Below are 24,888 nucleotides of genomic sequence, written 5' to 3'. Positions count from 1 at the left end.
GTCGTTCCCGCGTAGGCGGGAACCCAAGTTGGTATGCAGGCCACAAGCACATTCGTGGCTACGCACCTAAACTTGGGTCCCCGCCTTTGCGGGGACGACGGTTTTACGGCTAACTTATGGATCGAGCCGCATCATGAATTCGAATCACCTGAAACCGCTGCCGGGCACCGACCTGGAGTACTTCGACACGCGCGCCGCGGTCGACGCCATCCAGCCCGGCGCCTACGACACCTTGCCCTACACCTCGCGGGTGCTGGCCGAGAACCTCGTGCGCCGCTGCGATCCAGCTTGCATGACCGACTCGCTCAAGCAGATCATCGAACGCAAGCGCGAGCTCGATTTTCCCTGGTTCCCGGCGCGCGTGGTCTGCCACGACATCCTGGGCCAAACCGCCCTGGTCGACCTGGCCGGCCTGCGTGACGCCATTGCGCTGCAAGGGGGCGATCCGGCCCTGGTCAATCCGGTGGTGCCCACCCAGCTGGTGGTCGACCACTCGCTGGCCGTCGAATGCGGCGGCTTCGATCCGGACGCGTTTACCAAGAACCGCGCGATCGAGGATCGCCGCAACGAAGACCGCTTCCACTTCATCGACTGGACCAAGAAGGCCTTCCAGAACGTCGACGTGATCCCGCCCGGTAACGGCATCCTGCACCAGATCAACCTGGAACGCATGTCGCCCGTGATCCAGGTGGAGAACGGCGTGGCCTATCCGGACACGCTGGTCGGCACCGACTCGCACACGCCAATGGTCGATGCGCTGGGCGTGATCGCGATCGGTGTCGGCGGCCTGGAGGCAGAAAGCGTGATGCTGGGCCGCGCCTCGTACATGCGCCTGCCCGACATCGTCGGCGTCGAGTTGACCGGCCGGCCCAGTCCCGGCATCACCGCCACCGACACCGTGCTGGCGCTGACCGAGTTCCTGCGCAAGTCGAAGGTCGTCTCCGCCTACCTCGAGTTCTATGGCGAGGGCGCAGCCGCACTCACCCTGGGCGACCGCGCGACCATCTCGAATATGGCGCCGGAATTCGGCGCCACCGCCGCGATGTTCTACATCGACGAGCAGACCATCAAGTACCTGCGCCTGACCGGCCGCGAGGACGAGACCGTGCACCTGGTCGAGACCTATGCGAAACAGGCCGGCCTGTGGGCCGACAGCCTGCGGAATGCCCAGTACGAACGTACCCTGAGCTTCGACCTGTCCAGCGTGGTGCGCAATATCGCCGGCCCGTCGAACCCGCACAAGCGCGTACCGACCTCGGAACTGGCGGCGCGCGGCATTGCCGGTAAAGTGGAAAACGAACCAGGCCTGATGCCCGACGGCGCCGTGATCATTGCCGCCATCACCAGCTGCACCAACACCAACAACCCGCGCAATATGGTCGCCGCCGGCCTGCTGGCGCGCAACGCTAACCGCGCGGGCCTGCTGCGCAAGCCCTGGGTCAAGAGTTCGCTGGCGCCGGGTTCGAAAGCCGTGGCCCTGTATCTGGACGAAGCCGGCCTCACGCCCGAGCTGGACAAGCTTGGCTTCGGCGTTGTGGCGTTTGCCTGCACCACCTGCAACGGCATGAGCGGCGCGCTCGACCCGGCCATCCAGCAAGAGATCATCGCGCGCGACCTGTATGCGACCGCCGTCCTGTCGGGCAACCGCAACTTCGACGGCCGCATCCACCCGTATGCCAGGCAGGCCTTCCTGGCGTCGCCGGCGCTGGTGGTCGCGTATGCGATCGCCGGCACCATCCGCTTCGACATCGAGAAGGACGTGCTGGGCTTGGACGCCGCCGGCAAGGAGATCCGGCTGGCCGACCTGTGGCCATCGGACGACGAGATCGATGCCGTGGTCGCCGCCAGCGTCAAGCCCGAGCAGTTCCGCAAGGTCTATACGCCGATGTTCGCGCGTGTCGTCGACGATGGCGCCGCGGTCAGCCCGCTGTACGACTGGCGTCCGATGAGTACTTACATTCGTCGGCCGCCGTACTGGGAAGGCGCGCTGGCAGGCGAGCGCACCCTCTCCGGCATGCGCCCGCTGGCGGTCCTGGGCGACAACATCACCACCGACCACCTGTCGCCGTCGAACGCGATCATGCTCGATTCGGCCGCCGGCGAATACTTGGCGAAGATGGGTTTGCCGGAAGAAGACTTCAATTCCTACGCCACCCATCGCGGCGACCACCTCACCGCGCAGCGCGCGACCTTCGCCAATCCGACCTTGAAGAACGAGATGGTCAAGGATGGCCTGGGCAATGTGATGGCCGGCTCGCTGGCGCGCATCGAGCCGTCGGGCGAAGTGACCCGCATGTGGGAAGCGATCGAGCATTATATGGAGCGCAAACAGCCGCTGATCGTGGTGGCCGGCGCCGACTATGGCCAGGGTTCGTCGCGCGACTGGGCGGCCAAGGGCGTGCGCCTGGCGGGCGTGGAAGCGATCGTGGCTGAAGGTTTCGAGCGCATCCACCGCACCAACCTGGTGGGCATGGGCGTGCTGCCGCTGGAGTTCAAACCGGGTATGAATCGCATCACGCTCGGCATCGACGGCACCGAGACCTTCGACGTGGTGGGCGAGCGCACGCCGCGCGCCGACCTGACGCTGGTGATCCACCGCAGGAACGGAGAACAGCTCGAGGTCGTGGTGACCTGCCGCCTCGATACGGCCGAGGAACTCGCCATCTATGAAGCGGGCGGGGTGCTGCAACGCTTCGCCCAGGACTTCCTTGAATCGTCGGCGCCCAAGGCGGCGGCCTGATGGAGAACCGCACCATGTCCCACGTCCCCCAAATCAGGATCCCCGCCACCTATATGCGCGGCGGCACCAGCAAAGGCGTGTTCTTCAAGCGCGAAGACTTGCCGGCGTCGGCTCGCGAAGCCGGCGCCGCGCGCGACGCGCTGCTGCTGCGCGTGATCGGCAGCCCCGACCCTTACGGCAAGCAGATCGACGGCATGGGCGGCGCCACTTCCAGCACCAGCAAGGCCGTCATCGTCGAGCGCAGCACCCGTCCCGGCCATGACGTCGACTACCTGTTCGGCCAGGTGGCGATCGACAAGCCTTTCGTCGACTGGAGCGGCAACTGCGGCAACCTGTCGGCCGCGGTCGGGCCCTTCGCCATCGCCAATGGCCTGCTCGACCCCGCGCGGGTGCCGCAGGATGGCATCGCAGTCGTGCGCATCTGGCAGGCCAATATTGGCAAGACCATCATCGCCCATGTGCCGATGACGGATGGCCAGGTCCAGGAAACGGGCGACTTCGAGCTCGATGGCGTGACCTTCCCGGCGGCCGAGGTGCAGCTGGAATTCATCGATCCGGCGGCCGAGGAGGAGGGGAGCGCCGGTGCTATGTTCCCGACCGGGAACCTGGTCGACGAACTGGACGTGCCCGGCGTCGGCACCCTGAAGGTGACCATGATCAACGCCGGCATCCCGACCATCTTCGTCGAGGCGGGTGCGGTCGGCTATGACGGCACCGAGCTGCAGGACACGATCAATGGCGATGCGCGCGCGCTGGCCATGTTCGAGACCATCCGCGCCCACGGCGCGCTGCGCATGGGCCTGATCGCGAGCATCGAGGACGCCGGCAAGCGCCAGCACACCCCGAAGGTCGCCTTCGTCGCGAAAGCGGCGGGCTACCTCTCGTCCGGCGGCAGGCAGGTGGCGCAGGGCGACATCGACCTGCTGGTGCGCGCGCTCTCGATGGGCAAGCTGCACCACGCGATGATGGGGACGGCGGCGGTGGCGATCGGCACCGCGGCGGCGATTCCCGGCACCCTGGTCAACCTCGCGGCCGGCGGCGGAGAACGCAGCGCGGTGCGCTTCGGCCACCCTTCCGGCACCCTGCGCGTGGGCGCCGAAGCGGTGCAGCGGGACGGCGCCTGGAGCGTCAGCAAGGCCATCATGAGCCGCAGCGCGCGAGTCTTGATGGAAGGGCGGGTATGCGTGCCGGGTGACGCCTTTTGAAGTTTTGGGACGACGTCCGCGCGGTGTCGCTTTCTTGCCGCAAGCAGTTCAATTGCAGGCCGGTTTCGGGTTATGATGATCGCCCTTGTTGCCACTCGGCAACTCAAGGCAACCATGAGTATTAGCCGCGACTGCAACAACCGATGGATGGATTTTCGAACCTGCAATTAGCTGACGTTGCGGACGCCGGTGGATACGACGCGGACCTGGCGCAGCTGGCGGACCTGTCCGCCTTGCGGCGCATGGTGCGCGAGCAGCGCGCCGTGTTCGAGAACGCGCCGGTCGGCATCGCCGTCACCCAGCCCGACCGGATCCGCTCGTTCAATCCGCGCGCGGGGGAGATGTTCGGCTTCGCGCAGGACGAGGTCGGCAGTATCGCGCCGGCCGAGGTCTGCGCCTCGCCCGAGGATTACGAGGCCTTGATCCGGGAAGCGTTCGCGGTGCTGGCCGGGGGCGGCCTGTTCGAGAAGAGCGAGCAGCAGTTCCGGCGCCGCGACGGCAGCAGTTTCTGGGCCCGCCTGCGCGGCTGCGCGGTCGAACCGGGCAACCGCGACGCCGGCACAATATGGATCGTCGAGGACGTGACCGAGGCGCGCCAGGCGATGAGCGAGGTGCAGGCGATCATGACCAATGCCTCGATCGGCATCATGTTCACCCGCAACCGCGTGATCCGCCGCGCCAACCCCGCCTTCTGCCAGATGTTCGGCTATGCCGAGGACGAGCCGCTCGGGGTGTCCACGCGCGTGATCTATCCGGACGAAACCGCCTATCGCCAGCTCGGCGCCGAGGCCTATCCGCAGCTGGCCGATGGCCGGCCGTTCACGACGTCGCGCACCCTGGTGCGCAAGGACGGCACGCCGGCCTGGGTCCAGATGATCGGCTACCAGGTCAATGCGAAAGACCCCGACAAGGGCACGATCTGGATGCTCGAAGACCGTACCCGCGAGCGCAGCGACGAGCAGTCGCTGCGCGAGGCGCTGATGGAAAACCGCGCCATCCTCGACAACGCGGTGCTGGGCATCGCCGTGGTCGAGGGCGGCCGCACCCTGCACTGCAACCGCAAGATGGAAGAGCTGTTCGGCGCGCCGCCGGGCGGCATGGACGGCATCGCGGTGCGTTCGCTGTATCCCGGCCACGCCAGCTGGAAGGAGGCGCGCGAGCTCTCCGGACGCCAGTTCGCATCAGGACAGGCCCACATGGCCGAGCACGAGATGGTGCGGCGCGACGGCAGCCGCTTCTGGGCGCGCCTGTCGGGCCGCCTGTTCGACCTGGCGCAGGCGAGCGGCAGGAGCGTGTGGCTGGTGGACGACGTCACCGCCCAGCGCGAGGCGGCCGACGCCATCCTGCGCGCCCGCGACGAACTCGAAGTGCGGGTGGCCGAGCGCACCGCCGAACTGGCCGGCGCCAACGCCCTGCTGCAGGAAGAGATCAACGAGCGGCGCCAGGCCGAGGCGCGCGTGCACCACATGGCCTACCACGACAGCCTGACCGGCCTGCCCAACCGCGCCATGCTGTCCGAGCGGCTCGATGCGGCGATGCGCGTCGTGGCCTCGGGCGACGCGCCGCAGCAGGGGCAACAGTTGGCCCTGATGTTCATCGACCTCGACCGCTTCAAGAACATCAACGATACCCTCGGCCACATGGTCGGCGACCAGTTGCTGCGCAACGTCGCCCTGCGCCTGGTGACGGCGGTGCGGCCCAGCGACCTGGTGGCGCGCCTTGGCGGCGACGAGTTCGTGGTGCTGATGCCGGGGATCGCCGGCAAGGGCGATGCCGCGGCGGTGGCCGACCGCATCATCGACGCGTTGTCGCTGGCTTGCCAGATCGACGGCCACAGCCTGCACATCTCGCCCTCGATCGGGATCTGCCTGTATCCGGACGACGGGGTCGACGTCGAGACCCTGATGCGCCACGCCGACGCCGCGATGTACCAGGCCAAGGCGGCCGGCCGCAACAATTACCAGTTCTTCACCGAGCGCATGAACCTGGCGGCGGCGCGCCATTTCGAGCTCGAATCGAGCCTGCGCGGCGCCCTGGCGCGGGAAGAGTTCGCGCTGTATTTTCAACCGATCATGTGCACCGAAACGCGCCGCCCGCGTGCGCTGGAAGTGCTGCTGCGCTGGCGCCGCGACGGCGCGCTGGTGGGACCGGACGAATTCATCCCGATCCTGGAGGAGAGCGGCATGATCATGGAAGTGGGCGAGTGGGTGATCCGCAGCGCCTGCGTCCAGGCCATGCAGTGGCAGCGCGAGGGGCTGGAGGTCGTGCCGCTGGCGATCAACCTGTCGGCGCGCCAGTTTACGCACCAGGGCCTGGTCGACTCGATCCGCGCCATCGTCGACGAGACGGGGATCGCACCGGGCCTGGTGGAGTTCGAGATCACCGAGACCGCGCTGATGCAGCACGGCGGCCAGACGCTCGAGATCCTGCGTCAGATAAACGCGATTGGGATGTGCCTGTCGATCGACGATTTCGGCACCGGGTATTCGAGCCTGGCCTACCTGAAGCGCTTCCCGGTCCGCAAGATCAAGATCGATCGCGCCTTCGTGCGCGAGCTGGAGGCCAGTACCGAGGACCGCGCCATCGTGGCGGCGGTGATGGCGCTGGCCAACAGCCTTCAGTTGTCGGTGGTGGCCGAAGGGGTGGAGACCGAAGGGCAGTATGCCTTGCTGCGCTCCTTCGGCTGCCAGTATGCGCAGGGCTATCTGTTCGCGCGGCCGTTGCCGGCGGAGCAGGTGGCTAGCTTGCTGGCGGGGTGATTCCAGCGTACGCTGGACGCGTGGACGGACAAGCCGTCCACCCTACGTGTGTGCGGTAGGGTGGAAGGCTCGCCTTCCACGCGTTCAACCACCGTCAAACGATCGGGCCGCCCGCTGTCAATCCGCCAAGGTCGCCACCACCGGCGCATGATCCGACGGCTGCTCCCACTTGCGCGTCTCGCGGTCGATATGGCAGGCGGTGCAGCGATCGGCCAGTGTCTTCGATAGCAGGATGTGGTCGATGCGCAGGCCGCGGTTGCGGCGGAAGGCCATCTGGCGGTAGTCCCACCAGCTGTATTGCTTCTCGGGCTGTTCGAACAGGCGGAAGGCGTCCGACAGGCCAAGCGCCATCAGCTCCTGCAGCGCGGCGCGCTCTGGCAACGAGAAGTGGATGCGGCCTTCCCATTCGGCCGGGTCGTGCACGTCGCGCGCTTCGGGCGCGATATTGTAGTCGCCCAGGATCGCGAACTGCGCGTGCGCTGCCATTTCCGCCGCCACCCAGGTGCGCAGTGCGTCCAGCCAGGCCAGCTTGTACGTATATTTGTCGGAACCGACTTCCTGCCCGTTCGGCACATAGGCGCAGATGAAGCGCACGCCCCCGATCGTGGCCGCCAGCAGGCGCTGCTGGGGGTCTTCATAATGCGGGTTGTTCCTGACCACGTCCTGGATCGGAAGCTTCGACAGGATGGCCACGCCGTTATAGGTTTTCTGGCCCGAGAACGCGACCTGGTAGCCGGCGGCGTTCAGCTCGGCCAGGGGGAATTTGTCATCCGTGAGCTTGGTCTCTTGAATGCAGACCACATCGACCGGATTGGCTTCCAGCCATTGCAGGAGATGCGAGAGTCGGACTTTCAGGGAGTTTACGTTCCAGGTGACGATCTTCATGTGTTTTCTACTTGTTTGAAAAGATTGCGCTGGCTGGCTCTTGGGGGAGATGCTCTGCCGGGCGAGCGAAACCCGACAGTATAGGTGCTTGCATTGAACCGCGTACAGCACCAGACCAGTATCCATCGACAGAAACAAAAATGCCGCCAGGACGGCGGCATATCGGCCATTCGACGGGGAATGGCTTAGTTATTGAAAAGGCCCGTTTTCTGGGTAACGTCCGCTTCGCTCATGGCATAGCGGCGCACGATGTTCTTGTCGTCATACATCACAACGAGTTCCTTTTTCTTGCCGCTGGCGCTGGCGCCGAACAGGTTCACAATTGGCACGTAGCTGATGGCGTCGGCAGACACGTTCGAGAAGTCGTAGTTCCAGACTTCCAGGCCGCCATCGGTGAAGGTGGTCTTGGTAGGGGAGCCGAACATGGCCCGAACTTCCGACTTGGTGGTTTTGCCTTGGACAATTTTTTGTGCTACGGACGATTCTGTTTCCTTGCGAAGCGACTCGTTGCCCACGCTCTGGCAGCCGGACAGCGTCAAAGCGGCGAAGATGGCGCCGCAGATCAGGAAGTTCTTTTTCATTTCAACCCTTTATTATCGTTTTCGTTAATAGCGCCGCGAAACAATGCTTATTGCGCCATCAATACAATAATTGAACGTAAATAACATTTCAATGAGGAAATAGTAGATGTGCCTTAATAACAACGTAGATATGCATCCGAAATGACGACGTCTTCCGTATTTACGAAGGTGTGTCAGAAAAATTGTTACCAATGTAACTTCATGTAGGGGAATGGATTAATAGACTGTTAAAATCCCTTTCCTGGACATGCCTCGGACACGAGAAGTAGTCGCGGCGCCACACAATGAGATCGGCGAATCGTTGCTATACGGCAATAATAAAATTGCGCCTGTGCAACTTCCGATGTACTATTGGTGCCAAGATGCAGGACGGGGAGAATCCGTTACACAGTCGTCACAAACTATCAAAGCGTGATAGTGGTACTATTGTGAAATATTCGGTTCACGAGTTAATAATCCGAACGCAGATTTGAAAAGGACAGAAATGCGCAGTGCATTTGAAGCGTGGGCTCAGCGTGAGGGCCACATTGTTCGCCGCCGCGAAGACAAGCCCGAGGAATACCTCGTTTTTGAAACCCAGCGCCGTTGGGTGATCTGGCAGGCAGCGCTGGCGCATGGCGCCAAGGCCGCCGCCGACGCGCCGTCGAAGTTCGCCAAGGATGGCGCAGCGCCGGCGATCGCCCAGGACGAGGCTGCCGTGCGCAACCGCGTGCTGAACGAAGTGCTGGACGCCTTCAGCGAACTGGACGAGACCGCCGGCATGGAAGGCGTGCTCAAGGTCATCCAGGGCCTGAAGAAAAAGCAGAAGGCCGAGGCCGAAAAGGTCTGAGCTCGTCCGCATGCCGACGCGTTACCGCCATTACAAGGGCGGCATCTACGAGCTGGTGTGCGAAGCAGTGCTGGAAGCCGATCACACACCCGTGATCGTCTATCGCGGCCAGGATGGTGTCGTGTGGGTAAGGCCCCGTGACGCCTTCTTCGAGACGGTGACGGTCGACGGCAGGATCCTGCCGCGATTCACCCTGCTCGACGCGACGCCCGCTTGACCTGCAGGGCAGGGCTTCAAGAACGGCGCAATGCTGCCGTTAAAGAGGCATCTGCCTCTTGATGGTCGCTATGTCGTTTCTCCTCCGTCCGTTTGCCGCCGCCGTGTTGCCCGCCCTTGCCTTGCTGGGTGGATGCGCGACCATGTCCGAATCGCCCGTGCAGCAGCTCGAGGTGCGCGCCGTGCTCGATTACCTTGAGATCGGCGGGGTCGGTTGCATCCTCAGCAATGACGTTGGCCGCTGGTATATGATCGCCCCGGGGCGCGTGACCATCACCCGCAGCAGCCAGCCGATCTCGATTAGCTGTAAGAAGGGCTCGGCCGCCACTGCCGCCGAAGTCGTCCAGGCCAGGCTCGATACCAGCAACCTGATGGGCAACCTGGTCATCAGCGCGGGGCTTGGCTACTTCGTCGACCGTCATTCGGGGGCGGGTTATGGCTATCCGGCCATCCTGACCGTCGTGATGCAGCCGTCCGCACCGCCAGCCGAGGCGGCGGGCGCGAATCCGCTCGATACGCGGGTGTTCTGAGTTAGCCGGCCCAGTCTCGATTTCCGTTAGCCCCAAAACGTCGTCCCCGCGAAGGCGGGGACCCAAGTTTGCATACGCGGCCACTAAAATTAACTTAAGTGGTTTGCATGGGAGCTTGGGGCCCCGCCTGCGCGGGGAGTCGTTTCTGCCAGTGGCAGAAACGACGTGTATGCGCTGACGAAAAAACCACACGTCAGCGTTCGATCAGCTTAAACCCGATTCATCAGGAACGTGGTCAGCAGCGGCACCGGACGGCCGGTCGCGCCCTTGTTCGCGCCCGATTTCCAGGCGGTGCCGGCGATGTCCAGGTGGGCCCAGGTGTACTTGCGGGTGAAGTTCTCCAGGAAGCAGGCCGCGGTGATCGAGGCCGCGCCCGGGGTGCCGATATTGGCCAGGTCGGCGAAGTTCGACTTGAGCTGGTCGTTGTAGATGTCGCCCAGCGGGAAGCGCCATGCCACGTCGCCGGCCTGCTTGCCGGCGTCCAGCAGCTCCTGGGCCAGGCCGTCGTGGGCCGCGTCGTCGCGCGTGAACAGGCCGCTGGTGTGGTGGCCCAGGGCCACGATGCAGGCGCCGGTCAGGGTCGCGATGTCGACCACGGCGGCCGGTTTGAAGCGCTCGGCGTAGGTGAGGGCGTCGCACAGGATCAGGCGGCCTTCGGCGTCGGTGTTCAGCACTTCGATGGTGGTGCCGTTCATCGCGGTGACGATGTCGCCCGGCTTGGTGGCGCGGCCCGACGGCATGTTCTCGCAGGCGGCGACGATGCCGACCACATTCAGTTTCAGGCCCATCTCGCCGATGGCGCGGAAGGTGCCCAGCACCGAGCCGGCGCCGCACATATCGTATTTCATCTCGTCCATGCCTGGACCAGGCTTGAGCGAGATGCCGCCGGTGTCGAAGGTGATGCCCTTGCCGACCAGGACCACCGGCGCGTCTTTCGACTTGCCGCCGTTGTGCTTGAGGACGATGAACTTCGGCGCTTCATCGCTGCCGCGCGTCACCGACAGGAAGCTGCCCATCTTGAGCGCTTCGAGCTGCTTGCGTTCCAGGACCTCGATCTCGAAGCCATAGTCGTCGGCCAGCTTGCGCGCGGTAGTGGCCAGGAAGGTCGGGGTGCAGACGTTCGGCGACAGGTTGCCCAGTTCCTTCGTCAGGTTCATGCCGTTGGCAATGGCCGCAGCCTGGGTCAGCGTGGCCTTGTCCAGGCCGGCGGCTGGCGCCGCAACGACGATCTTGCGCACACCGGTCAGGGCCGGATCCTTCTTGCTCTTCTGGCCGTCGGTACGGAATTCCGCTTCGCTGGCGCCGATCACCAGGGCGCGCAGCGCCCAGTTTGCGTCGCGCTCTTTCACGCTGTCGAGCGGGAATGCGATAATGGCATCCGCCGCGCCGAGGGTGGAGAACACTTTCAGTGCGGCAGTGACGCCAGTGGTGAAGCTTTTTTCGCTGGCGACGTCGTCGCTACCCAGGCCGACCAGCAGCACGCGCGCGGCGGCCACACCGGCCACGCCGCGCAGCAGCAGGGTCGAACCCGGCTTGCCGCTGATGTCGCCCGACTTGAGCGCCGCGCTGATGTCGCCGTTCACATCGAGTGCTTTTGCCGCAGCCGACAGTTTCTTGTTTTCGTACACCGCAACCGCGATGCAGCCGGATTTCGCAGCGGCCAGGGTGTTTTTTGTGTCGAATGCTTTTATGCTAAAGTCCATTTGGTTCTCCGTTTCGATGTTTGGCGGCGGACTGCCTAATCTGCAATTATAACTACTCTATTGAATGATTTTCCGACGTTCCCTGCAACGTGAACTGGCGAGCTCCGCGGGCGCCACTTTCACGGTGCTGTTTTCCATCCTCGTCACCTGGACCCTGATCGCCATCCTGGGCCGGGCGGCGGGCGGCAAGGTGGCATCCGGCGACGTGCTGGCGCTGATCGTATTCCGCAGCGCCGAGCTGTTGCCGATCATTCTTATCCTGACGTCCTTCATCGCGGTGGTCGCGACCATCACGCGCAGCTATCGCGATTCCGAGATGGTGGTCTGGTTCGCCTCGGGTCAATCCCTCCTTGGATGGATCCGGCCGGTGCTGGTCCTGGGCCTGCCGATGGTGGCCCTGGTCGGCGCGCTGTCCTTCGTCGTCACGCCCTGGGCCAAGATGAAGAGCGCCGAGTTCGTCGAGCGCTTCCAGAAGCGCGAAGACTTGCAGCGCGTGGCGCCGGGCCAGTTCCGCGAATCGAGCTCGAGCGACCGCGTGTTCTTCGTCGAACGCAGCGCCGAGGGTTCGACCGTGGTGCAGAACGTGTTCGTCGGCGGCGTCGACGGCGACAGCCACTCGGTGGTGGTGGCCAAGCAGGGCGTGATCGAATCGGACGGCAAGGGCGGCCAGTTCCTGGTTCTGAGCAATGGCCGCCGCTACGAGGGCGTGCCTGGCCAGGCCGATTTCCAGACCATGGAATTCGAGCGCTACAGCATGCGCGTGGCGACCCAGGCGCCGATGATCGGCGCCGACGTGCCGGTATCGGCGCTGTCCACGCCGGCGCTGCTGATCGCGCCCAACCGCTTTACCCAGGCCGAGCTGCTGGCGCGTATCGCGGCGCCGATCACCTGCCTGGTGCTGATGCTCCTGGCCATCCCACTTGGATTCGTCAATCCGCGCGCGGGTTCGTCGGCCAACCTGATCATCGCCTTGCTGATTTTCTTCACCTATAACAATCTGGTGCGCCTGTCCGAGGCCAGCGTCAAGCAGGGCAAGCTGGCCTTCGCCATGGGCTGGTGGCCATTGCACCTGGCCGCGCTGCTGGTGGTGGTGGGGCTGTTCGCGTGGCGCCTGAACGTGAACCACCGTTATCATCCGCTGGTCCTGATCAGCGCCTTCAAGCGCCGCCGTCACCTGAAGAAAGCGCCGACCGCCAAGCGCGAAGAGGCGCGCGCAGAATGAAAATCCTCCAACGCTATTTCGCCGTCAATATTTTCCAGGCGGTGGCCTTCGTGTTGGCCGCCTTCCTGGCCCTGGTTGCCTTCATGGACCTGACCAGCATCCTGCCGTCGGTCGGCAAGAACGACTTCGGCATGCAGCACGCCTTGCTGTACGTGCTGCTGCTGGTACCGGGCAATGTCTATCAGGTGATGCCGGTGGCCGCCCTGATCGGCACCATCTATACGATGGCGCAATTCGCCTCGAGTTCCGAATTCACCATCATGCGCGCCTCGTCGATGTCGACCCGCCAGGCCGCCATGATGCTGTTCAAGATTGGCGCGGTATTCGTCCTGATCGCCTTCGTGTTCGGCGAACTGATCACGCCGCGCACGGCCCCGATCGCCGAGCGCATGCGCCTGACAGCCAAGGGCGGTTCGGTGTCGGCCGAGTTCCGCTCGGGCATGTGGACCAAGGACAGCGTGCACGCGGACGGCGTGCGCGGCAACATCACCGGCTCGCGCTTCTTCAATGTGCGCCGCATCGCGCCCGATGGCCAGCTCGAAGACGTGCGCCTCTACGAGTTCGACAACAATATGCGCATGCGCTCGATCGTCACGGCGGCGCGCGGCACCTACGGCGGCAACAATACCTGGCGCCTGTCCGACGTCACCGAGACCATGTTCGCCAATAGCCGCGAGCTGGCGGCACCCGGTTCCGCGGTGCCGGCCGGGCAAACCATCCAGAGCACCTATGGCCACGAAACGGCCTCGGTCTCGACCCGCAAACTGGACAGCTACGTGCTCGCGTCCGAGATCACGCCCAAGATCCTGTCTGTGTCTCGCTCCGATCCGGAACGCATGTCGGCCGCCGAACTGGCCGTCTACACGCGCCACCTGGCGGAGAACCGGCAAGAGACCGAACGCTTCAAGGTCGCGTTCTGGAAGAAGGTCGTCGATCCGTTCTCGATCTTCGTGCTGATGGCGCTGGCGCTGCCGTTCGCCTACCTGCACACGCGCAGCGGCGGCGTCAGCCTCAAGATCTTCATCGGCATCATGATCGGGGTGAGCTTCCTGCTCATCAATTCGCTGTTCTCGCACCTGGGCGTGCTGACCATCCTGCCGGCCTTCCTGACGGCGGTGGCGCCGAGCCTGCTGTTCCTGCTGATGGCGCTCGGGGCGCTGTGGTGGGTGGAAAGACACTGATGAAGCACGGACTGATCCTGTTCGCCCATGGCGCGCGCGCCGCTTCCTGGGCCGCGCCGTTCGAGCGCCTGCGCGACGCCACGCAAGCCCGGACGCCGGATGCCGAGGTGGCGCTGGCCTTCCTGGAGCTGATGACGCCCAGCCTGCCAGACACGGTGGCGGCGATGGTTGCGCGCGGCATCGACCAGGTTACCGTGGTGCCGGTATTTTTGGGGCAGGGCGGCCATCTGCTGCGCGACCTGCCGGCCCTGTGCAACACGATCCGCGCCGCGCATCCCGGCCTGCACCTGGACGTGGTCGGCGCCATCGGCGAAGATCCAGGCGTGCAGCGTGCCATGACCGATTATTGCGTGGCCTCGCTCGGTGCCCGGGGCGATTGAACGCCCCGCCGTCGCTACAGCGCCAGGTTGCCGACATGTGACAGCCAGCGCGCAACGACCGCTAGTTCTTCGTCGGAGAAGCCGTCGCTGATCCGGAGGTTCAGCTCCTTGAGCATCTCGCTGCTTTGTGCGCTCGCCTCCGCGCCGGCTTGCGTGAGTCGCAGCCGGGTTACGCGTCCGTCATCGTGGTCGGCAATTCGTTCAATGAGCCCGGAAGCTTCCATGCGCTTGGACAGATTGGTGGTCGCCGCCGGCGCTACCTGCAGTGCTTGCGCAATGTCGCCAACGGTGGCCTGGTTGCGTGACGCCAGCAGAAAAAGAAGCCCGACTTGGGCGGTGCTGATGCCTTCCCACGTTCCAGGCCTGGTTTCGGTCCAGCGCTGCAGTCGTCGCTGCGCTTGATTCAGTAGAAAAACAAAGCGAGGGGACTTGACCTGCTTGCTCATTTTGCACCCTTATTCGTTTCCAGATCATCGCCGAGGTCGCCATGCTCGAGTTGTTCCAGCAGCCAGGATCCGACCCGAGGCCATAAGCGCTCTTCCGAGCGTTTGCGGAAGAATCCCATGTGCCCAATGGCTCGCATGTCAGCCTGGCGCGGTGCAATCTGATGCCGCTCGATCTTCGCGTTGGTCAGCGGTGCAATGAGCATACTGATCGCCGCTGGATTGGCCCAGGGATCGTCGTCGAAGCCCAGCACCAGCAGTGGTATCCGCACACGAGACATGCGCCGCGCGGCATCCACGGCAGGATCATCGAAAAAATAGCGAGGAAGCGTCGTCCAGCGGCTCCACTGGAGCATCACATCGCGCGGCAAGTCCTCGCCGAGTCCGAGCTTGCGTCCTGGCATATAGCCCAGCACCCTGCACAGCAGCGGGGCCAGGACGCGCATGATGACCCAGACCTTGGTTCGTTCTGCAGCTCCATTGATGGTCGCAGTCACGCCGGCATGTGATGCGACGAGCACGGCTGCGCGAAGCGAATTCGTATCCGCTGACAGAGCCAGGGCGTGTCCTCCCAGGCTATGTCCGACAGCCAGCATCGGTAGCGCCGGAAAGCGTGTGATCGCCCACCGTGTGACTGCGCCCACATCATCATCCATCCAGTCGGACATCGACACAGTCGAGCCGCGCAAACTGGCAGGCCGCGACCGTCCCGTGCCGCGGTAGTCGTAAGTTACGACATGCAGACCAAGTTCCACCAGATAGCGTGCGAAGGGCTCGTAATAGCGTTGCGTGACTGCTGTTCCGGGGTGCAGCAGCACAACTGCCTTCGCTCTCGTCGAGGTCCACAAGCTACCTTCGATATTGCCATGGACGGGAAGCGGGATTTGGAACGGTTCTGGATACATCGCATTCGCCACTTAGTTAACGTGTTAACTAAATTAGCATGACTGAGAGCCTGGTACAAGTCACGGAGCAAATGGAAGGTCTTGTAAAGCGTGCTAGGCCGTCTGGTGCTCGCGCCTGGCCAGCGCCTCGCCCATCATCACCAGCACCGGCCCATGGCCCGGCTCGAGGCCGCGCGCAAGGTCGGTGAGCGTCAGGCGCAGGATGCGCTCGTCGGCGCGGCTGCAGTTTTCCACCACCACCACCGGCAGGTCGGCGCGCCGCCCTTCGGCCAGCAGGCGCTCGGCGGTGGCGGCGGCTTCGCGGCCGCCCATGTACTGGACCAGCGTGTCGGTTTCGGGTAATGCGGGATGGTCCGGTTCGTCCGGCGCGGTGCTCGAGGTGAAGAAGGCGACGCTGCGCGCCAGGCCACGTTTCGTCAAAGGCTGCTTGGTCGCGGCGGCGGCGGCGACGGCGGTGGTGATGCCGGGGACGACCTCGACCTCGATCCCTTCGGCCTCCAGCGCGCGCAACTCTTCGTCGGCGCGGCCGAACAGCATCGGATCGCCGCCCTTCAAACGCACGACCAGCGCGTATTTTCGCGCGCACTCGACCAACTGTTCGTTGATCAGGGTCTGCGCCATCGAGCGCTGGCCCGAGCGCTTGCCGACCGAGATCTGGACGGCCCGCACACACAGCTCCAGCATCTCGGACGTGACGAGGGCGTCGTAGAGGACGACATCGGCCTGGGCGAGCAGGCGCGCGCCGCGCACCGTGATGAGATCAGCCGCGCCGGGACCGGCTCCTACCAGATACACTTTGCCCAGCGCCGCCATACTTCCCTCTAGTAACGATTAGTCTTCGATGCGGATCATACCCGCTGCGACGGTCTGGTGGGTCACTTCATCGATCAGGATGAAGGCGCCGGTGGCGCGGATGTCGGCGTAGGCGTCGGCTGCCAGCGGCTGTTGCACGGTCAGCTGCACGCGCGCGATGTCGTTCAGCTTCAGGCCTTCAGCGGGATGGCGTTCTTGCGTGTTCACGTCCAGGATGGTGTCCAGGCGCGCCACCTTGGCCGCCGTCTGGCGCGTGCCGTGCTTGATCCAGTACTTGCGGCGCAGGTCGAGCGGCTCGTCGGCCATCCAGCACACATCGGCCGTCACCTGCTTGAGCAGGGTCGCCGGCTGCTCGCTGCCGGCCAGCATGTCGCCGCGCGAGACGTCCACGTATTCATTCAGCACCAGGGTCACCGACTGGCCGGCCACGGCCGATTCCAGCGAACCGTCAAAGGTGACGATCTCTTTCACCGTCGCGCTCTGGTTCGAGGGCTGCACGGTCAGCTTGTCGCCGACCTTGACCACGCCCGATTCGATGCGGCCCATATAGCCGCGGAAGTCGTTCGCCTCGTGGCCGTTGTGGCGCGCCACCAGCTGCACCGGGAAACGGAACGGCGCGGCGTGCGACTGGTCATAGACCGACAGCGATTCGAGCAACTCGATCAAGGTCGGGCCTTCGTACCAGGCCAGTTTGTCCGAACGGTCCACCACGTTGTCGCCGGCCAGCGCCGACAGCGGTATCGCGGTGATGTCCTTCAGGCCCAGCGATTGCGCGAATTTTTCATATTCGGCCACGATGCGCTCGTAGACGCTGCGGTCGTATTCGACCAGGTCCATCTTGTTCACGGCCACCACCACGTGCTCGATCTGCAGCAGCTTGGCGATGGTCGAATGGCGCTTGGTTTGCGTCAGCAGCTGCACGCTGCCATCGTCGCCCAGCTTCACCTTCGACACGTCGATCAGGATGATCACGGCGTCGGCGGTCGAGGCGCCGGTGACCATATTGCGGGTGTACTGCTCGTGGCCCGGGGTGTCGGCGATAATGAACTTGCGCTTCGGCGTGGCGAAATAACGGTAGGCCACGTCGATTGTGATGCCTTGTTCGCGCTCGGCTTCGAGGCCGTCGGTCAGCAGCGACAGGTCGATGGTGTCGCCCACGGTGCGCTTGTGCTTGGCGCGCGAGACGGCGGCCAGCTGGTCGGCGAAGATGCCCTTGCTGTCGAACAGCAGGCGGCCGATCAGGGTGCTCTTGCCATCGTCCACCGAGCCGGCGGTGATGAAGCGCAGCAGGGTCGAGCCTGCCTGTTGGTTCAGTTTGTCTGTCATGGCGTTCATCAGAAATATCCCGCTTTTTTACGTTTTTCCATCGAGGCTTCCGAGGTCTGGTCGTCCATCCGGGTCGCGCCGCGCTCGGTCACATCGGTGACGGCGGTTTCGGCGATGATGCCGGCCACGGTATCCGCATCGGACGCCACGGGGCAGGTGCACGAGATGTCGCCCACGGTCCGGAAGCGCACGGTGCGCGTTTCGACGGTCTCGCCCTCGCGCGCCGGGGTCAATGGGGTCAGCGGCACCAGCAGGCCGTTACGCGGAATCACTTCGCGCTGGTGGGCAAAATAGATCGGCGGCAGCGCCAGTTTTTCGCGCGCGATGTACTGCCACACGTCCAGCTCGGTCCAGTTCGAGATCGGGAACACGCGCATGTTCTCGCCCGGGTGCACGCGGGTGTTATACAGGTCCCACAGTTCGGGGCGCTGGGCTTTCGGATCCCACTGGCCGAACTCGTCGCGGAAGGAGAAGATGCGTTCCTTGGCGCGCGCCTTTTCTTCGTCGCGGCGGGCGCCGCCGATGCAGGCGTCGAAGCCGTGTTCGGCGATGGTTTCCAGCAGGGTCACGGCCTGGGCCGCATTGCGCGAATCCGTCTGCGGATTGCGCAGGCGCACGGTGCCGCGCTTGATCGAGTCTTCGACGCTGCCGACGATCAGGCGCTCGCCCAGTTCAGCGGCGCGCGCATCGCGGAAGGCGATCACCTCGTCGAAATTGTGGCCGGTGTCGATGTGCACCAGCGGGAAGGGGAATTTGCCCGGGCGGAAAGCCTTCTCGGCCAGGCGCAGCAGGACCACCGAGTCCTTGCCGCCCGAGAACAGCAGGGCGGGATTGCTGCATTCGGCCGCCACTTCGCGCAGGATGTGGATCGCTTCCGATTCCAGCGCGTCCAGGTGGGCGGCGTTCACGTCGCTCAGTACTACATTGTCGCTAACAGTTGTCATCGCTATGCCTGTTCTTTTCTCGGTTCGTGGCTCAAGCGGCCACGGATTTGATGCGAATAAGTTTGCCGTCCACCACATGCAAGCCGCATTCCTTGGATTCCGGGTTTTCCCACCACCAGCGGCCGGCGCGCACGTCCTCGCCCGGCTGGATGGCCCGGGTGCAGGGTTCGCAGCCGATCGACGGGTAGCCGCGGTCATGCAAGGCATTGTAGGGCACGTTGCTGCTGCGCAGGTAGTCCCAGACGTTCTGCTCGCTCCAGTCGGTCAGCGGATTGAACTTCTGCATGCCATGTGCATGATCGTCTTCCTGCACCGCCAGTTCGGCGCGCGTGCTGGACTGGGCGCGGCGCTGGCCGGTGATCCAGGCGCGCTTGCCGGCCAAGGCGCGGCCCAGCGGCTCGACCTTGCGGATACGGCAGCATTCCTTGCGCATCTCGACGCTGTCATAGAAAGCGTTCAGTCCGTGGTCCGCCACGTAGCGCTCGACCGCTTCGGGCTGCGGGCGGTACAGGGCGATATCGTAGTCATACGCCTCCTTGACGCGCTCGATCATCGACAGCGTCTCGGCATGCAGGCGGCCGGTCTCGAGCGAGAAGATCGCGATCGGCAGTTTGGCCTTCAGGATCAGGTCGGTCAGCACCATGTCTTCGGCCGCCAGGCTCGATGCGAACACGGCGGGCGTGAAATCGCGGGCAATACGGGTCAGTATCGCGTGGGTTTCATCCACGCGATGATGCAGGTCGCTCATGCGTAAAGCTCCTAGATGCCGGCGCCGATGTCGCGGTGTTCGGCCGGGGTATCGCGTGGGACCCGGCGGAACAGCGGGATCGGATTGTCGACCGTCGCCTGGTAGGTTTCCGAGAACACCGACAGGCCCTTGAGCGCATCGTGGATACTGCGATCCTGGCGGGTGGCGTAGGCGTCGAAGCCGCAGCGCGCCATCTGGAACAGCTGGTCGCGCAGCACGTCGCCGATCGCGCGCAGTTCTCCGGTCCAGCCCAGGCGCTTGCGCAGGTTATAGGCGATCGAATAGCCGCGGCCATCGGTGAATTTCGGGAAGTCGATGGCGATCACGGCAAAGCGCTGCAGGTCGTCCTTCAGTACGGCGGCGCTCTCGTCCGGCGCCAGCCAGACACCCAGTTCGGCGCGCCCGAGCAGCGCATCGCGCTGGGCCTGCCATACGGTCAGCGGCACGATGATCTTGCCGGCCGGAACTTCCACGGTGTCTGCCGTTTGTCCCTCGTCGAGTTTGAGCACGCTCCAGTCGTCATTGACCACTTCGCGACCCTTGATGATCTGTGGGTGTTGATTAAGCATAGTGGTCCTCTCCAACCAGTTCTTCCGCCGCGATCGGCGTGGCATACACGTGTTCCTTGAATGGGGCGATGCCCAGGCGTTGCGCGGTGTCGACGAAGCGCTCACCTTCGATGCGACAGCGGACATAGACTTCGAGCAGGCGTCCGATCACCTCCGGCATCTGCACCGCCGAGAACGACGGGCCGATGATCTTGCCGATGGCGGACTCATTGCCCTGGGCGCCGCCGATCGACACCTGGTACCACTCGCTGCCGTCCTTGTCCACGCCCAGCACGCCGATATTGCCGACGTGGTGGTGGCCGCAGGCATTGATGCAGCCCGAGATATTCAGTTCGATGTCGCCGATATCGTGCTGGAAGTCCAGGTCGTCGAAGCGCTCGGCGATGGCGGCGGCGATCGGCAGCGATTTCGCGTTCGCCAGCGAGCAGTAGTCGCCGCCGGGGCAGGCGATAATGTCGGTCAGCAGGCCGATATTCGGCGTCGCCATGCCTTTCGACTTGGCCAACTGCCACACCTCGAACAGTTTACTTTGCTCGACGTCGGCCAGCACCAGGTTCTGCTCGTGGGTCACGCGCACCTGGCCAAAGCTGAAGCGGTCGGCCAGCTCGGCCACGAAGTCCATCTGCTCGGCGGTGGCGTCGCCCGGCGGCACGCCGGTCTTCTTGAGCGACAGCACGACGGCGGCATAGCCCGGCACCTTGTGCGGCTTCACGTTGCGATTGAGCCAGTTGGCGAAGGCACGATTATCGGCTTGCGCGGCGCCGACGTCGGTGTCGGCCAGCTCGCGGTAGGCGTGCGGCTGGAACCACTTGGCGACGCGCTCGAACTCTTCTTGCGTCAGGGTCTCGGGACCATCCTTCAGGTCGGCCCATTCCTGCTCGACCTGGCGGGTAAACTCTTCGACGCCGAGAGCCTTGAGCAGGATCTTGATGCGGGCCTTGTACTTGTTGTCGCGGCGGCCGTGGGTGTTATACACGCGCATCACGGCTTCGGTATAGGTCAGCAGGTGCTGCCACGGCAGGAAGTCGCGGATCACGCTGCCCAGGATCGGGGTGCGGCCCATGCCGCCGCCGGCCATGAACTTGAAGCCCACTTCGCCGGCCTCGTTATGGACCACGGTCAGGCCGATATCGTGCACGGCGATCGCGGCGCGGTCTTCCAGGGCGCCATTGATGGCCACCTTGAACTTGCGCGGCAGGGCCAGGAATTCAGGGTGGAAAGTACTCCACTGGCGCAGGATTTCGGCGAAGGGACGCGGATCGATGATCTCGTCGGCCGCCACACCGGCGAACTCGTCGGTGGTAATGTTGCGGATGCAATTGCCCGAGGTTTGGATGGCGTGCATTTCGACCGAGGCCAGGTCGGTCAGGATGTCCGGCGTCTGCTCCAGCTCGATCCAGTTGTACTGGATGTTCTGGCGCGTGGTGAAGTGGCCATAGCCGCGGTCATACTTGCGGGCGATATGGGCGAACATGCGCACCTGGCTCGACGACAGCAGACCATACGGCACGGCGACGCGCAGCATATAGGCGTGGCGCTGCATGTACAGGCCATTCTGCAGGCGCAGGGGCAGGAATTCTTCTTCCAGCAGCTCGCCGGAGAGGCGGCGGGCGACCTGGTCGCGATACTGGGCGATGCGCTCGCGCACGATGAGGTGGTCGTAGTGGTCGTAGCGGTACATGTGCAGGGTCCGTAGGCAGAGGCGGATGGTGTTCGCCCATTAAATAATGTCCCGATGATACGGAGCTAAGCTTATATTCCAAACTACGGATAATTTATTTGCTTATATACGTAACCCGAATAAGCATCTTAGAATGTCGTTCGTTACCGGCTTGCTGTCTATTTAACAACAATAATTATCAAATGAATCTCCATCAACTACGCTTCGTGCGCGAGGCCGTCCGCCAGAACTACAATCTGACCGATGCCGCCAAGGCACTGTTCACCTCCCAGCCCGGGGTCTCGAAGGCCATCATCGAGCTGGAAGAAGAGCTCGGCGTCGACATCTTCACCCGCCACGGCAAGCGCATCCGCGGCCTGACCGAGCCGGGACGGCTGGTGCTGCAGTCGGTCGAGCTGATCATGCAGGAGATCGACAGCCTGAAACGCATCGGCAAGGAGTACGCCGCCCACGACAGCGGCAGCTTCACCATCGCCACCACCCACACCCAGGCGCGCTATATGCTGCCGAAGGTGGTGCAGGGCTTCATGCAGAAGTATCCGAAAGTACGCCTGTCGCTGCTGCAGGGCAATCCGAAGCAGATCGCCGACATGGTCAAGAACGACCAGGCCGACCTGGCCATCGCCACCGAATCGATCGCCGCCGTCGACGGCCTGATCACCTTGCCCGCCTACCAGTGGGAGCACGTGGTGGTGGCGCCGCCGGACCACCCGCTGTTCAAGTCGCGCGCCATCTCACTGGAAGAGATCGCTACTTACCCCGTGATCACGTATGATGCCGCCTTCGCCGGGCGCAGCAAGATCGACCACGCCTTCGGCCTGCGCAACCTGAAGCCGGACGTGCTGCTGGAAGCGATCGACGCCGACGTGATCAAGACCTATGTCGAGCTGGGCATGGGCATCGGCATCATCGCCGGCATGGCCTTCGACCCCGAGCGCGACCGCAACCTGCGCGCGCTGCCGGTCGGCCACCTGTTCGGCATGAACACGTCGCGCGTGGCGATCAAGCAGGGCGCCTACCTGCGCAGCTATATCTATACCTTCATCGAACTGCTGACGCCGACGCTCAACCGCAAGATGGTGGAGTCGGCGATGCGCGGTGGGGAAAACTACGAACTTTGATGGTCAAGGAATTAAAGATGGACAAAAACCCGGTCATTGCCTACTACGACAGCATCGCCGCCCACTACGACAACGCGTCCGCCGAGTATTCGGAAGAGCAGCAGGAAGACCTGGACGAGGCGCGCGAGCAGATCGCCACCTTGCTCAGCGGCCACCGCATCCTGGAACTGGGTTGCGGCAGCGGCGCCTGGACCGACGTGCTGGCCGAAACCGCCGAATCGGTGCTGGCCACCGACGCCAGCACATTCATGCTTGACCTGGCGCGCATGCATGGCGAAGACCTGGACAATGTCGAATATCGCCTGGTCGATGCGCTGGCGCTGCCGGATGATCTCGGCAGCGGCGACGAAAAAATCACCGCCGTGTTCATGGCCGGCCTGTGGGCCCACCTGACGCGTGAGCAGGGGGATGCACTGCTGGTGTCCCTGAAGAAGAAGTTGGGCAAGGACGTGCTGCTGGTGATTTTCGACGACGCCTATGTGGAAGGCGAGAGCGCCACGACCGTGCGCACCGACCTGCTGGGCAATACCCATGAATTCCAGCTCGACGCCGACGGCACCCGCCACGAACTGGTCAAGAACTACCCGACCGACAGCACGCTGCGCAAGCGCCTGGACAAGGTTGGCCGCGAAATCAAGATCGCGCGCTGGGAGTTCTACTGGGTGCTGACCTGCCGGCTGAAGTAATGTCCCAGGATCTGCATATCTGGGTCGACGCCGACGCCTGTCCGGCCGTCATCAAGGACATCCTGTTCCGGGTGGCCGAACGTTTGCAGCTCAATGTCACGCTGGTGGCGAACCAGCTGATCCGGGTGCCCGGCTCGCGCTTCATCCGCGCGCTGCAGGTGCCGGCCGGGCCGGACGTGGCCGATGCCGAGATCGTCGAACGCGTAAATCCTGGCGATATCGTCGTCACCGGCGACATCCCGCTGGCGGCGCTGGTGCTGGACAAGGGTGGCTTGCCGCTCAATCCGCGCGGCGAGTGGTACACCAAGGACACCATCGCGCAGCAATTGACGATGCGCGCCTTCATGGAAGAGTTGCGCGGCAGCGGCGTCGACACCGGCGGGCCGGCTGCCTTCAATCAGGCCGACCGCCAGAACTTCGCCAACGCGCTCGATCGCCAGCTGGCGCGGTCCAGGCCGCGCGCGGCGGATCGCTAGACCGAGGCCGCTGCGCCCGGTGGCAACACCTATTGACCTGCGCACGATACAGTTGCGTCGACGATAACAATGTTGTTCTTGTTATAATTGGTCAAGGGTGCACGCGCTATTGAAAGCGCGGCAGGATGCGCGATGGTCGGGCCGCCACGCGTAACCGTTCACGCCCATGTCAACCGGACGCAAGCGTGAACGTTGAGAGCTTGCCATGCACGCCAACGTCCCACGCGATCACCGCACCGAACCACTATCGTCAGCATTCCCGAGGGTGGCCGCATGACGCGCACCCGCTATGGCCTGCGCTCGCCCGACAGCCCCGACGGCCGCAGCGGCGCCAGCCTGCTGATCGAGCGCATGTACTCCTGGCGCGGCTACCAGGGGGCAGGGCTCGACGCCGACGACCCGCACCGCATCACCCTGACCGCCTCCGACCAGGGCGAGGTGGTGGGCACCCTGACCATCGGGATCGATGCCGGCCGCGGGCTGATGGCGGACCATATGTACAAGGAAGAACTGGATGCCTTCCGGCGCGAGGGCGGGCGCCTGGCCGAGGTCACCAAGCTGGCCTTCGACCATTCGGTCCAGTCCAAGCATGCGCTGGCCAGCGTGTTTCATCTGGCTTTTATCTACGCGCGCGAGATGCATGGCTGTACCGATGCCGTCATCGAAGTCAATCCGCGCCATCGCCGCTTCTACGAACGCATGCTTGGTTTTCGCCGGGTAGGGGAACTGAAGGTGAATCCGCGGGTGAACGCGCCATCCTTTCTGCTGCACGTCAGCCTGGCCTATGTGGCGCAACAGGTCGAGGCGGTGGGCGGCGCGTTCAAGCGCGGCATCGACACCGGCGAGCGTTCGTTCTATCCCTATTTCTTTTCGCCGGAAGAAGAGCGCGGTATTGCGGCCCGGCTGCTGCGCACCGAGGCTGCCGAGGCCGATCGCTGAGCCCGC

At 64.1% G+C, this 24,888-nt stretch carries 24 protein-coding genes; 13 read left to right on the top strand and 11 right to left on the bottom strand.

The features are described 5' to 3' along the window. Window positions 1-133 precede the first annotated feature (133 nt). The 3 genes from acnD (at window position 134) to FVD38_RS10115 (ending at window position 6,704) form a co-directional block, all read left to right on the top strand. Window positions 134-2,740, top strand: a complete 2,607-nt coding sequence (gene acnD, locus FVD38_RS10125; RefSeq protein WP_147934705.1) for a Fe/S-dependent 2-methylisocitrate dehydratase AcnD — start codon at window positions 134-136, stop codon at window positions 2,738-2,740. A gap of 14 nt (window positions 2,741-2,754) precedes the next feature. After that, window positions 2,755-3,945: a 2-methylaconitate cis-trans isomerase PrpF gene (gene prpF / locus FVD38_RS10120; protein ID WP_147934704.1), complete on the top strand. Its 1,191-nt coding sequence runs from the start codon at window positions 2,755-2,757 to the stop codon at window positions 3,943-3,945. A gap of 143 nt (window positions 3,946-4,088) precedes the next feature. Further along, window positions 4,089-6,704, top strand: a complete 2,616-nt coding sequence (locus tag FVD38_RS10115) for a bifunctional diguanylate cyclase/phosphodiesterase (protein WP_147934703.1) — start codon at window positions 4,089-4,091, stop codon at window positions 6,702-6,704. 117 nt (window positions 6,705-6,821) lie between these two features. Here the strand turns inward: FVD38_RS10115 and xth are convergent, their stop codons facing one another. Both xth and FVD38_RS10105 read right to left on the bottom strand, forming a co-directional pair. Continuing rightward, window positions 6,822-7,589 (bottom strand): exodeoxyribonuclease III, encoded by a 768-nt coding sequence (xth, locus tag FVD38_RS10110; RefSeq protein WP_147934702.1) that lies wholly within the window; start codon window positions 7,587-7,589, stop codon window positions 6,822-6,824. A 185-nt stretch (window positions 7,590-7,774) separates the two neighbouring features. Further along, entirely contained in the window at window positions 7,775-8,170 is a 396-nt protein-coding gene (locus FVD38_RS10105; RefSeq protein WP_147934701.1) for an SEN1984 family lipoprotein, read from the bottom strand. A 484-nt stretch (window positions 8,171-8,654) separates the two neighbouring features. Between FVD38_RS10105 and FVD38_RS10100 the strand changes: the two genes are divergently transcribed. The 3 genes from FVD38_RS10100 (at window position 8,655) to FVD38_RS10090 (ending at window position 9,745) form a co-directional block, all read left to right on the top strand. Further along, window positions 8,655-8,999 (top strand): phiTE_015 family protein, encoded by a 345-nt coding sequence (locus FVD38_RS10100; protein ID WP_147934700.1) that lies wholly within the window; start codon window positions 8,655-8,657, stop codon window positions 8,997-8,999. A gap of 10 nt (window positions 9,000-9,009) precedes the next feature. Continuing rightward, entirely contained in the window at window positions 9,010-9,216 is a 207-nt protein-coding gene (locus FVD38_RS10095) for a DUF1653 domain-containing protein (protein WP_147934699.1), read from the top strand. Between the two features lie 142 nt (window positions 9,217-9,358). After that, window positions 9,359-9,745 (top strand): hypothetical protein, encoded by a 387-nt coding sequence (locus FVD38_RS10090; protein ID WP_147934698.1) that lies wholly within the window; start codon window positions 9,359-9,361, stop codon window positions 9,743-9,745. Window positions 9,746-9,954: 209 nt separating this feature from the next. On the opposite strand, the gene FVD38_RS10085 is transcribed toward FVD38_RS10090, so the two are convergent. After that, window positions 9,955-11,448 carry a leucyl aminopeptidase gene (locus FVD38_RS10085; RefSeq protein ID WP_147934697.1) on the bottom strand — a complete coding sequence of 498 codons (1,494 nt, stop codon included), beginning with the start codon at window positions 11,446-11,448 and terminating at the stop codon, window positions 9,955-9,957. A 64-nt stretch (window positions 11,449-11,512) separates the two neighbouring features. Here FVD38_RS10085 and lptF point away from each other — a divergent pair, with 64 nt between their 5' ends. From lptF to FVD38_RS10070, 3 genes are read left to right on the top strand one after another with little or no spacing between them, the layout of a single operon-like run. Then, window positions 11,513-12,670, top strand: a complete 1,158-nt coding sequence (gene lptF, locus FVD38_RS10080) for an LPS export ABC transporter permease LptF (protein ID WP_147934696.1) — start codon at window positions 11,513-11,515, stop codon at window positions 12,668-12,670. Then, window positions 12,667-13,851 (top strand): LPS export ABC transporter permease LptG, encoded by a 1,185-nt coding sequence (gene lptG / locus FVD38_RS10075; RefSeq protein ID WP_123071084.1) that lies wholly within the window; start codon window positions 12,667-12,669, stop codon window positions 13,849-13,851. The genes lptF and lptG overlap by 4 nt, the downstream gene beginning before the upstream one ends. Beyond that, window positions 13,851-14,231: a sirohydrochlorin chelatase gene (locus FVD38_RS10070; RefSeq protein ID WP_147934695.1), complete on the top strand. Its 381-nt coding sequence runs from the start codon at window positions 13,851-13,853 to the stop codon at window positions 14,229-14,231. Before lptG ends, FVD38_RS10070 begins: the two co-directional genes overlap by 1 nt. A 14-nt stretch (window positions 14,232-14,245) precedes the next feature. Here FVD38_RS10070 and FVD38_RS10065 read toward each other — a convergent pair whose 3' ends face one another. The 8 genes from FVD38_RS10065 to FVD38_RS10030 all read right to left on the bottom strand — a co-directional run bounded on the left by FVD38_RS10065 (window position 14,246) and on the right by FVD38_RS10030 (window position 21,660). After that, window positions 14,246-14,677 carry a MarR family winged helix-turn-helix transcriptional regulator gene (locus tag FVD38_RS10065; protein ID WP_147934694.1) on the bottom strand — a complete coding sequence of 144 codons (432 nt, stop codon included), beginning with the start codon at window positions 14,675-14,677 and terminating at the stop codon, window positions 14,246-14,248. Then, entirely contained in the window at window positions 14,674-15,579 is a 906-nt protein-coding gene (locus tag FVD38_RS10060) for an alpha/beta hydrolase family protein (protein ID WP_147934693.1), read from the bottom strand. Before FVD38_RS10060 ends, FVD38_RS10065 begins: the two co-directional genes overlap by 4 nt. A 93-nt stretch (window positions 15,580-15,672) precedes the next feature. Next, window positions 15,673-16,392 carry a uroporphyrinogen-III C-methyltransferase gene (gene cobA, locus FVD38_RS10055; protein WP_147934692.1) on the bottom strand — a complete coding sequence of 240 codons (720 nt, stop codon included), beginning with the start codon at window positions 16,390-16,392 and terminating at the stop codon, window positions 15,673-15,675. Between the two features lie 18 nt (window positions 16,393-16,410). Beyond that, entirely contained in the window at window positions 16,411-17,727 is a 1,317-nt protein-coding gene (locus FVD38_RS10050; protein ID WP_147934691.1) for a sulfate adenylyltransferase subunit 1, read from the bottom strand. Further along, window positions 17,727-18,662: a sulfate adenylyltransferase subunit CysD gene (cysD, locus tag FVD38_RS10045; protein WP_147934690.1), complete on the bottom strand. Its 936-nt coding sequence runs from the start codon at window positions 18,660-18,662 to the stop codon at window positions 17,727-17,729. Before cysD ends, FVD38_RS10050 begins: the two co-directional genes overlap by 1 nt. Window positions 18,663-18,693: 31 nt before the next feature. After that, the gene (locus FVD38_RS10040) at window positions 18,694-19,410 is read right to left on the bottom strand and encodes a phosphoadenylyl-sulfate reductase (protein ID WP_147934689.1); all 717 of its coding nucleotides are present in this window, start codon (window positions 19,408-19,410) and stop codon (window positions 18,694-18,696) included. An 11-nt stretch (window positions 19,411-19,421) separates the two neighbouring features. Continuing rightward, entirely contained in the window at window positions 19,422-19,979 is a 558-nt protein-coding gene (locus FVD38_RS10035; RefSeq protein WP_147934688.1) for a DUF934 domain-containing protein, read from the bottom strand. Next, window positions 19,972-21,660 carry a nitrite/sulfite reductase gene (locus tag FVD38_RS10030; RefSeq protein ID WP_147934687.1) on the bottom strand — a complete coding sequence of 563 codons (1,689 nt, stop codon included), beginning with the start codon at window positions 21,658-21,660 and terminating at the stop codon, window positions 19,972-19,974. The genes FVD38_RS10035 and FVD38_RS10030 overlap by 8 nt, the downstream gene beginning before the upstream one ends. A 182-nt stretch (window positions 21,661-21,842) precedes the next feature. Between FVD38_RS10030 and FVD38_RS10025 the strand changes: the two genes are divergently transcribed. From FVD38_RS10025 to FVD38_RS10010, 4 genes are all read left to right on the top strand, one after another. Further along, complete coding sequence (locus tag FVD38_RS10025) at window positions 21,843-22,781, top strand: CysB family HTH-type transcriptional regulator (protein WP_147934686.1); 939 nt, start codon at window positions 21,843-21,845, stop codon at window positions 22,779-22,781. A gap of 17 nt (window positions 22,782-22,798) precedes the next feature. Continuing rightward, window positions 22,799-23,467 (top strand): class I SAM-dependent methyltransferase, encoded by a 669-nt coding sequence (locus FVD38_RS10020; RefSeq protein ID WP_147934685.1) that lies wholly within the window; start codon window positions 22,799-22,801, stop codon window positions 23,465-23,467. 11 nt (window positions 23,468-23,478) lie between these two features. Next, window positions 23,479-23,943, top strand: a complete 465-nt coding sequence (locus FVD38_RS10015; RefSeq protein WP_147934778.1) for a YaiI/YqxD family protein — start codon at window positions 23,479-23,481, stop codon at window positions 23,941-23,943. Window positions 23,944-24,216: 273 nt separating this feature from the next. Then, the gene (locus FVD38_RS10010) at window positions 24,217-24,882 is read left to right on the top strand and encodes a GNAT family N-acetyltransferase (protein ID WP_229493560.1); all 666 of its coding nucleotides are present in this window, start codon (window positions 24,217-24,219) and stop codon (window positions 24,880-24,882) included. Window positions 24,883-24,888 lie beyond the last annotated feature (6 nt).

This window comes from Massilia arenae, from assembly GCF_008014745.1.
In the GTDB taxonomy this organism is placed as follows: Bacteria; Pseudomonadota; Gammaproteobacteria; order Burkholderiales; family Burkholderiaceae_D; genus Telluria; species Telluria arenae.
Note: the sequence above shows the minus strand (reverse complement) of the source record. Positions and strands in the feature narration are given on the sequence as shown.

Coding starts and splice junctions, on each gene's coding strand:
- FVD38_RS10010 (WP_229493560.1), top strand. CDS start 24,217: ATGACGCGCACCCGCTATGGCCTGCGCTCGCCCGACAGCCCCGACGGC.
- FVD38_RS10090 (WP_147934698.1), top strand. CDS start 9,359: ATGTCCGAATCGCCCGTGCAGCAGCTCGAGGTGCGCGCCGTGCTCGAT.
- FVD38_RS10095 (WP_147934699.1), top strand. CDS start 9,010: ATGCCGACGCGTTACCGCCATTACAAGGGCGGCATCTACGAGCTGGTG.
- lptG (WP_123071084.1), top strand. CDS start 12,667: ATGAAAATCCTCCAACGCTATTTCGCCGTCAATATTTTCCAGGCGGTG.
- FVD38_RS10035 (WP_147934688.1), bottom strand. CDS start 19,979: ATGCTTAATCAACACCCACAGATCATCAAGGGTCGCGAAGTGGTCAAT.
- FVD38_RS10030 (WP_147934687.1), bottom strand. CDS start 21,660: ATGTACCGCTACGACCACTACGACCACCTCATCGTGCGCGAGCGCATC.
- prpF (WP_147934704.1), top strand. CDS start 2,755: ATGTCCCACGTCCCCCAAATCAGGATCCCCGCCACCTATATGCGCGGC.
- cobA (WP_147934692.1), bottom strand. CDS start 16,392: ATGGCGGCGCTGGGCAAAGTGTATCTGGTAGGAGCCGGTCCCGGCGCG.
- FVD38_RS10020 (WP_147934685.1), top strand. CDS start 22,799: ATGGACAAAAACCCGGTCATTGCCTACTACGACAGCATCGCCGCCCAC.
- FVD38_RS10105 (WP_147934701.1), bottom strand. CDS start 8,170: ATGAAAAAGAACTTCCTGATCTGCGGCGCCATCTTCGCCGCTTTGACG.
- FVD38_RS10115 (WP_147934703.1), top strand. CDS start 4,089: ATGGATGGATTTTCGAACCTGCAATTAGCTGACGTTGCGGACGCCGGT.
- FVD38_RS10060 (WP_147934693.1), bottom strand. CDS start 15,579: ATGTATCCAGAACCGTTCCAAATCCCGCTTCCCGTCCATGGCAATATC.
- acnD (WP_147934705.1), top strand. CDS start 134: ATGAATTCGAATCACCTGAAACCGCTGCCGGGCACCGACCTGGAGTAC.
- FVD38_RS10025 (WP_147934686.1), top strand. CDS start 21,843: ATGAATCTCCATCAACTACGCTTCGTGCGCGAGGCCGTCCGCCAGAAC.
- xth (WP_147934702.1), bottom strand. CDS start 7,589: ATGAAGATCGTCACCTGGAACGTAAACTCCCTGAAAGTCCGACTCTCG.
- FVD38_RS10065 (WP_147934694.1), bottom strand. CDS start 14,677: ATGAGCAAGCAGGTCAAGTCCCCTCGCTTTGTTTTTCTACTGAATCAA.
- FVD38_RS10100 (WP_147934700.1), top strand. CDS start 8,655: ATGCGCAGTGCATTTGAAGCGTGGGCTCAGCGTGAGGGCCACATTGTT.
- FVD38_RS10040 (WP_147934689.1), bottom strand. CDS start 19,410: ATGAGCGACCTGCATCATCGCGTGGATGAAACCCACGCGATACTGACC.
- FVD38_RS10050 (WP_147934691.1), bottom strand. CDS start 17,727: ATGAACGCCATGACAGACAAACTGAACCAACAGGCAGGCTCGACCCTG.
- lptF (WP_147934696.1), top strand. CDS start 11,513: ATGATTTTCCGACGTTCCCTGCAACGTGAACTGGCGAGCTCCGCGGGC.
- cysD (WP_147934690.1), bottom strand. CDS start 18,662: ATGACAACTGTTAGCGACAATGTAGTACTGAGCGACGTGAACGCCGCC.
- FVD38_RS10070 (WP_147934695.1), top strand. CDS start 13,851: ATGAAGCACGGACTGATCCTGTTCGCCCATGGCGCGCGCGCCGCTTCC.
- FVD38_RS10085 (WP_147934697.1), bottom strand. CDS start 11,448: ATGGACTTTAGCATAAAAGCATTCGACACAAAAAACACCCTGGCCGCT.